Below are 7,044 nucleotides of genomic sequence, written 5' to 3'. Positions count from 1 at the left end.
GGGGCGGTGGGGAACGGGGTGGTCGGGAACGGGCGCGCCCCGCCCGGCGGGTGGCCGGGGCGGGGCGCACACGGGTCGGGTCAGGGGCGGCGGTCGCGCTCCGGGTCGCGCGGACCCTTCGAGCCGGGGTAGCCCTCCTGGTAGAGGTCGTCGATGCCGTCGCTGTCGCCGTAGACGTGGTCGCCGACGGAGATCGCGGTGCCCTCGGCGTCGGCCCGGATCTCGGCGGGGGCGATGAGCCGGGCGAGGTGCCAGCCCACGATGGTGACGATGGTGCCGAGCGCGATGCCACCGAGCGAGAAGTCGTCGGTGATCTTCAGCTCGACGTTGCCGATGCCGATGATGATGCCCGCGGCGACCGGGACGAGGTTGACGGGGTTGCCGAAGTCGACCCCGTTCTCCTTCCAGATCTTCGCGCCGAGCAGGCCGATCATCCCGTAGAGGACGACGGTGATGCCGCCGAGGACGCCGCCGGGGACCGAGGCCACGAGGGCGCCGAACTTCGGGGAGAGGCCGAAGACGATCGCGACGGCGGCGGCGACGTAGTACGCGGCGGTGGAGTAGACGCGGGTCGCGGCCATGACGCCGATGTTCTCGGCGTAGGTGGTCGTCGGGGAGCCACCGACGGAGGTGGCGATGACGGTGCCGACACCGTCGGCGGCGATGGCCCGGCCCATGACCGGGTCGAGGTCGTGGCCGGTCATCTCGGCGACGGCCTTGACGTGGCCGGTGTTCTCGGCGATGAGCGCGATGACGGCCGGGAGGACGAGGAGGATCGCCGCGACGCTGAAGCTCGGGGCGTGCCAGCCGACGACCTCCTTGCCGTCGGCGCCGACCATCGTCTGGTCCGGGAAGCCGATCCACGAGGCGCTGCCGACGCCCGAGGTGTCCCACCGCAGGTGCGTCGTGGCCGCGGTGGCCCCGCCGAGGACCGAGGTGATCTGGCCGACGGCGCCGTCGAGGATCCAGGACAGGAGGGTGCCGAAGATCAGCGCGAGGAAGATCGCGATGCGGCTGACGAAGCCGCGGAAGGCGACCGCGCAGACGATGGTGAAGAGCATCGTGAGGATGGCCACCCATTGGTCCTGGGGCCAGTAGATGCCGGCGACCACGGGGGCGAGGTTGAAGCCGATGAGCATGACGACGGCACCGGTGACGACCGGCGGCAGCACCTTGTGCAGCACCGAGGAGCCGAGGACGTGGATCGCGACGCCGACGGCGGCGAGCACGAGCCCGGAGACGAGGATCGCGCCGGTGACCTCGGCGGAGTCGCCGCCCTGGGCGCGGATGGCCGCGACGCCGCCGACGAAGGACGCCGACGTGCCGAGGTAGCTCGGCACCTTCCCCTGGACGATGAGGAGGAAGGCGATGGTCGCGATGCCGCTCATCATGATCGCCAGCTGGGGGTTGAGGCCCATGACCAGCGGGAACACGAAGGTGGCGCCGAACATCGCGACGACGTGCTGGGCGCCGAGGCCCACCGTGCGGCCCCACGAGAGGCGCTCGTCGGGGGCGACGACCTCTCCGGGGGCGAGCGACTTCCCGTCGCCCTTGACCTTCCAACCGAGACCGAGCGACATGGGGTGGACCTCTCTGCCGGTGCCGCGGCGGTGACGCGGCTCACAGGGACCGTGATACCGGGAACCTAGTGACCGTGTCCGGCGACACCCCCGGCAATGGTTGACAGCCGGACCCCGCGCCCGTTGGCAACCTCGGCCGAGCGCGGTGGCGTCGTGTCGGCCCGCTGCTCGGCGCGACCGGTCAGACCGGGAGCACCTCGCGCTCGCGGCCCCCGGGGAGGGAGACGACCGTGCCGGCGACGGCGTCGCCCGTGACGAGGGCGAGGACCTCGTCGGCCACGAGCCCGGGCGGCACGAGGGGCGGGCGGGCGGCCCGCTCGACCGGGTCGAGGGCCGCCAGCTCGGCGTGGGCGCGGGGGAGCCCCACCCACCCGGGGACGACCCCGGTGACGCGCACCCCGTCGTCCGCCAGCCCGGCCAGCGAGGTGGTGAGCCGGATGAGCCCGGCCTTGGCCGCGGCGTAGGGCGGGCTGCCGTACGCCCCGGTGCCGAGGGCCGCGCTGCTCGCGACGTTGACGACGCGCCCCCACCCGCGCCGGCGCATCCCCGGCAGGCAGAGCTGGAGGAGGAGCATCGGGGCCCGGAGGTTGAGGTCGAGGACGGCCGACCACTGCTCGACGTCGGCCTCCGGGTACTGCGCGTCGGCGCCGCCCCATCCACCGGCGTTGTTGACGATCACATCCGCGCCGCCGAGGTCGTCGGCGACGGCGACGAGGGCGCGCAGGTCGGTGTCGCGCGTGACGTCGCAGGCCACGCCGGTGGCCGCACCGCCCTCCCGGAGGACGTCACGAGCGGTGGCCTCGGCGGCCGCGGGGTCGCGGTCGGCGACGACGACGTGGGCTCCGTGGCGGGCGAGGGCCAGGCCGACGGCCCTCCCGAGCCCGTCGCCACCTCCGGTGACCACTGCGGTGCGCGCGACAGATCCCATCCGGGCACCGTAGGGCGAGGGACCGACAGCGCCGGGTCGACCGGGTCGGGCGGGGGCGGGAGAGGATGGTCCCGTGCACAGCGTCGAGCTCGTCCTCGACCCGGCCGCGGACGAGGCGGTGCGGGACCAGTGGACGCTGCTGGCCGAGGCCGGCCTGCCGAGCCAGGCGCTGCACCGCAGCCCGTCGAACCGTCCGCACGTCACCGTGACGACGTCGGAGGGCTGGCCGGAGGGTCCGGCGCTCGCGGCGGCGCTCGGGTCGCTCGCCGTCCTGCCGCTGCCGGTCCGGCTCGGTCCGCCGGTGCTGCTCGGGCGCGGGCCGTACGTGCTGGCGCGACTCGTCGTCGCGACCGAGGACCTGCTCCGGCTGCACGCCGACCTCGCCCGGGCGCTGGCGCCCCTGTCGTCCGACCTCGTCGCCGCCGGGCGGTGGCTGCCGCACGTGACGCTGGCCCGGCGGCTGCGGGCCGACCAGCTGGAGGCGGCCCTCGACGTCGTCGGTCCCGGACCCGACGACGTCGTGCTCGAGGCGGCGCGGCACTGGGACTCGGTGGCGCGTGTCGACGAGCCGCTCACCCCGCCCCGTCACCACGCGGGCGGCCGTAGCGTCGGGGGATGACGACCCGCCGCTTCGCGTTCGCGTTCGACCCCCGCTACCGGGTCGCCGGGCTGCCCTTCGGGGTGCTGCCGTCGACGACGTGGGTCGAGGTGGGGGACGGCCTGCTCCGGGCCCGGTTCTCGTGGTGGCGGCTGGAGACCACGCTCGACAACGTCGCCCACGTCGAGACGACGGGCGACTACGCCTTCGTCAAGACCGCCGGGCCGCCGCACCTGTCGTTCACCGACCGTGGCGTCACCTTCGCGACCAACGGCGAGCGCGGGGTCTGCGTGGCCTTCCACGACCCGGTACCGGCCATCGACCCGACGGGGCGCATCCGGCATCCCGGCGCGACGTTCACCGTCGCCGACGTCGACGGGCTGGTGGCCGCCCTGCGGGGTGGGTGAGCTCGGGCTGGTGCGGTCAGTCGGGCTGGTCGGGGTCGGGGTCGGCGCCGGCGTCGGTGAGCTCGAGGTCGACGAGGTAGCCGTTGAGGCGGAGGTCGCCGTCGAGGCCCTCGCGGCCGTCGACGCGGTCGACCGGGACGACGACGGCCGTGCCCACGACGGGGTAGAGCGTGCGCGGGTCCCCGCCCGGGGTCGGTGCGTAGCGGCACGAGGCACAGCGGATGCCGACCACCCGGCCGCGGTGGCGGCGGGCGTCGCCGCGGAGGCCATGGTGGTCCTCGTCGTGCGTCACGCGGGAGGCGAGGTCGTCGCCGACGGCGTTCGGCAGCCAGTCGTCGGCCGAGTGCGGGGCGAGGTTCCACTCGACGACGTCGTGCACGGCGAACGGCTCGCCGCAGCACTCCATCTGCCAGCTCGAGTACCAGACGACCGCCACCTGGCCACTCTCGCAGAGTGGCCGCGACGGGTGGGCGGGGTTGCGTCAGAACGGTGGCGGGTCGGTGGAGGGTGGTCGCCGTCGGTGTCGCTGGTGGGGGCCGGCGCGGTAGGTGATCGCTGCCGCCGGGTGGACGACGTGGACCCGACACGCGGCCGCGTGCTCGAGGTGGTGCTCGAGTGCGGAGTGGGGTCCGTCGGGCAGGACGGGCGAGTGGCTCGTCGGTGGGGGTGGGCGGTCGGTGCCGGTGTCGGGCAGGACGGTGGAGTCGAGGCGGTCGGGTGGATGGGTGGTGCGGGTGCGGCCGGTGGGGTCGGTCCAGGTCATCGTGGCGTCGGGGTGGAGGACGGCCCGCCAGCCGGGGCGTTGCTTGGTGCGGTGGGTGGCGGCGGCAGAGGCAGGCGAGGTTGGCGGCGCTCGTGGGGCCGGCGGGGAAGGGACGGACGTGGTCGAGGTCGCAGAACCGGGCGGAGACGTGGCAGCCGGGGAAGCGGCAGTGCCCGTCGCGGGTGCGCACGAACCGGGCGAGGGCGGCGCCGGGCCGGTAGGTGTCGGTGGTGAGGTCGTCGTGGGGGTCGAGCAACGCCCCGGTCGCGGGGTCGCACACGACGGCGACCCGACCGGAGCGGTGAGTGCGGCAGGTCGTCGCGGCGACGGCACGGGTCAGCCAGCCGCGCTCGACGAGCTCCGGCTCCCCGGCGCCGGTCACGGTGACCGACACCAGGTCCCCCGGTGCGCTGTCGGTGAGCGACCCGGCCGGCGGGAGCGACGGTGCGCCCTCGGGTGTTCCCGGTCCGAGGAGACCCGTCGCGGGGGCGGTGAGCGTGACCTGGACGTCGATGCTGGCCTGCTGGGTGACCAGGTCGGTCAGGGCCTTGGCGCGGGCCCGGTCGACCCGATCGCACACCCCGTCACGCAGGTACTGCTGGGCGAGGGCGTCGATCGCGGCCCACGCGGTGCACGCCTCCTCCGACGGGAACGTCCCGAGCCAGGTGTCGACTCCCGGCTCGTCGACCCACCGCCGCAGGCCCGACTCGCTGCGGGCCCGGACCGCCCGCTGGCGCAGCAGGTCCGGGCAGATGCGGGCCAGCAACCGCCGACACCGGCGCCGCAGCCGGGTGGCGTCCTCCCGCTCGAACCACGCCTCGAGGGCCTCGACGACGGCCCGCGCCACCTCCGCCGGAGCCTCGTCCAGCTCGTGCGCGAGGACCTGCGCCCGGTACGGGTCGAGCCGCCCCTGCCCCATCGCCACGTGCAAACCACCCAGGCCGGTGCACCCCGGCGTCCCCTCCGGCCCGTCCGCCGCGACCCGCACGGCCTCACGCACCCGCCGCTCGGCGTGCACCGCCGACACGCACAACACCCCCGAGATCACCGCCGCAGCATCCAGGGCCACGTGCCCCGGCGCGTGACGGACCTCGACCAGCATGCCGTCCTCGTCGACCTCGGTCTCCACGGCGGCCAGGGCCACGACCGCGCGCTCCTGCACCGCGGTCACGACGTCGACCAGCGCCTGCAGCTCACCGACCACCTGCGCCCACTGCGCGACCGAGCCCGCACCACCGGCGCCGGACACCACCGACGCGACCTCCGCCCGAGCCCGCCGAGCAGCCGCGAGCACCTCGCGCGGACCGGCGGTCGTGGTCATCGGGGCTCCTCCCTGCTCCCCCAAATCCTACCCGCGACCACCGACAACCCACGGGGTTGTCCACAGCAACCACGCTGTGGCACAGCCCGTTCGGCCAGACTCAGAGGCCCTTCATGCGGTGCACCCGCAACGCCAGCGCCAGCGTCAGCCGCAGCTGCGGGTCGGTGGTGAACGGGCCGAGCATCCGCTCGAGCTTGGCGATGCGGTAGCGCAGCGTGTTGTAGTGGAAGAAGAGCCGACGGGCGGTCTCGGCGACGTTGAGGTTGGTGTCGATGAGCACCGACAGCGTGTGCCGCAGGTCCGCGCTCTCGGGGGAGGTGTCGGTGGCGAGCTCGCCGAGGCTCTCGGTGACGAAGCGGCGCAGGTCGGCCGAGTCGGGGACGAGGGCGAGCAGCCGGTAGATCCCCAGCTGGTCGAAGTGCGCCACCCCGGACCCGCCCTCGACCTGCCGGCCGACCTGCACGGCGGTCTCCGCCTCCTCGTACGCACGCGGGAGGTCGGCGACCGACGTCACCGTGCGAGACACCCCGACCGTGAAGGTCCGCCGCCCGCCGCCACCGTCGCCCCGCACCACCCGGACGAGCTCGGACACCCGGCGCAGCACGGCATCGGCGTCGGCGTCCTCCTCGACGGGCTGCAGCACGACCACCTCCTGGCTGAAGCCGGCCACGGCCATCGAGGTGTCGCGGGCCCGCACCGCCTGCGTCCAGGCGCGCGCGAACCGGTCCTGGAGGGTCCGCACCTCGTCGGCGGACCGGGTGCTCTCGGCGTCGTTCTCGTCGGTCTCGGCCACGACGACCACGAGCGGACGGTCGACGTCCCACCCGAGCGAGGACGCGTGCGACACCGCGTCGACGGGCTCGCCGCCCCGGCCGGCGAGCAGGTCGCGGAGGAACTCGGCGCGGTAGCGACCCTCGACGGCGGCCACCGCCTGCTCCTTGGTGATGGCCAGCGCGGCGACGGTGGCCGCCCGCTCGAGGACGTGGACGTCGGTGGGGGACAGGGCCGGCCCGGGCGAGAAGGCGCCGAGCACCCCGAGCTCGGAGGACCCCGCGACGATGCGGACGAAGGCACGCGTGGGGTCGGCAGGGCCGTCGGGGTCGCGCCAGCCGACCGGCTCGTCCTCGACGAGGAGCCGTCCGGTGCGGTCGAAGCAGGGGAGGGCGCTGACGTCGGCGACGTCGTCGAGGGCCCCGGCGCTGGCGACGAGCCGGCCGTCGGTGGTCGTCACCGCGGCGGCGCCCCCGTAGAACCCGGCGACCGCCTCGGCCACCTCGGGCAGCCCCCCGCCGTCGAGGACCACCCGGACGAGGACGCGGTGCACCTCGTCCTCGCGCTCGAGGAGGGCCCGCTGCTGCTCGACGAGGGTCGCGAGGGCCGTGGGGTCGGCGTCCCCGGCGCCCGACGCCCCCGGCCGTCCGGGCACATCCGATGGCAAGGTCTGTGC

At 75.0% G+C, this 7,044-nt stretch carries 7 protein-coding genes; 2 read left to right on the top strand and 5 right to left on the bottom strand.

The genetic code is table 11. The annotated features are described in order from the left end of the window. Nucleotides 1–80 precede the first annotated feature (80 nt). Together JQN70_RS12095 and JQN70_RS12090 are read right to left on the bottom strand one after the other, a co-directional pair. A complete protein-coding gene (locus JQN70_RS12095; protein ID WP_204131589.1) occupies nt 81–1,580 on the bottom strand; it encodes a uracil-xanthine permease family protein in 1,500 nt (499 codons plus the stop codon). Nucleotides 1,581–1,761: 181 nt separating this feature from the next. Then, nucleotides 1,762–2,508, bottom strand: a complete 747-nt coding sequence (locus JQN70_RS12090; RefSeq protein ID WP_204131588.1) for an SDR family NAD(P)-dependent oxidoreductase — start codon at nt 2,506–2,508, stop codon at nt 1,762–1,764. A gap of 73 nt (nt 2,509–2,581) precedes the next feature. Here JQN70_RS12090 and JQN70_RS12085 point away from each other — a divergent pair, with 73 nt between their 5' ends. Together JQN70_RS12085 and JQN70_RS12080 are read left to right on the top strand one after the other, a co-directional pair. Continuing rightward, nucleotides 2,582–3,127 carry a 2'-5' RNA ligase family protein gene (locus JQN70_RS12085; protein WP_204131587.1) on the top strand — a complete coding sequence of 182 codons (546 nt, stop codon included), beginning with the start codon at nt 2,582–2,584 and terminating at the stop codon, nt 3,125–3,127. Continuing rightward, nucleotides 3,124–3,513 carry a hypothetical protein gene (locus tag JQN70_RS12080; protein WP_204131586.1) on the top strand — a complete coding sequence of 130 codons (390 nt, stop codon included), beginning with the start codon at nt 3,124–3,126 and terminating at the stop codon, nt 3,511–3,513. Before JQN70_RS12085 ends, JQN70_RS12080 begins: the two co-directional genes overlap by 4 nt. 16 nt (nt 3,514–3,529) lie before the next feature. Here the strand turns inward: JQN70_RS12080 and JQN70_RS12075 are convergent, their stop codons facing one another. From JQN70_RS12075 to JQN70_RS12065, 3 genes are all read right to left on the bottom strand, one after another. Beyond that, nucleotides 3,530–3,949 carry a DUF6578 domain-containing protein gene (locus tag JQN70_RS12075; protein WP_204131585.1) on the bottom strand — a complete coding sequence of 140 codons (420 nt, stop codon included), beginning with the start codon at nt 3,947–3,949 and terminating at the stop codon, nt 3,530–3,532. Between the two features lie 45 nt (nt 3,950–3,994). After that, nucleotides 3,995–4,276, bottom strand: coding sequence for a hypothetical protein (locus JQN70_RS12070; protein ID WP_204131584.1), 282 nt, complete (start codon nt 4,274–4,276; stop codon nt 3,995–3,997). A 1,421-nt stretch (nt 4,277–5,697) separates the two neighbouring features. Further along, nucleotides 5,698–7,023 (bottom strand): PucR family transcriptional regulator, encoded by a 1,326-nt coding sequence (locus JQN70_RS12065; RefSeq protein WP_307835945.1) that lies wholly within the window; start codon nt 7,021–7,023, stop codon nt 5,698–5,700. Between the last annotated feature and the right edge of the window lie 21 nt (nt 7,024–7,044).

This window comes from Phycicoccus sonneratiae (assembly GCF_016887965.1).
Taxonomy (GTDB): Bacteria; Actinomycetota; Actinomycetes; order Actinomycetales; family Dermatophilaceae; genus Phycicoccus; species Phycicoccus sonneratiae.
Note: the sequence above shows the minus strand (reverse complement) of the source record. Positions and strands in the feature narration are given on the sequence as shown.

What these genes read in the sequence shown, in the direction of transcription:
- JQN70_RS12090 (WP_204131588.1), bottom strand. Translation starts at nt 2,508, where the DNA reads ATGGGATCTGTCGCGCGCACCGCAGTGGTCACCGGAGGTGGCGACGGG.
- JQN70_RS12095 (WP_204131589.1), bottom strand. Translation starts at nt 1,580, where the DNA reads ATGTCGCTCGGTCTCGGTTGGAAGGTCAAGGGCGACGGGAAGTCGCTC.
- JQN70_RS12070 (WP_204131584.1), bottom strand. Translation starts at nt 4,276, where the DNA reads ATGACCTGGACCGACCCCACCGGCCGCACCCGCACCACCCATCCACCC.
- JQN70_RS12080 (WP_204131586.1), top strand. Translation starts at nt 3,124, where the DNA reads ATGACGACCCGCCGCTTCGCGTTCGCGTTCGACCCCCGCTACCGGGTC.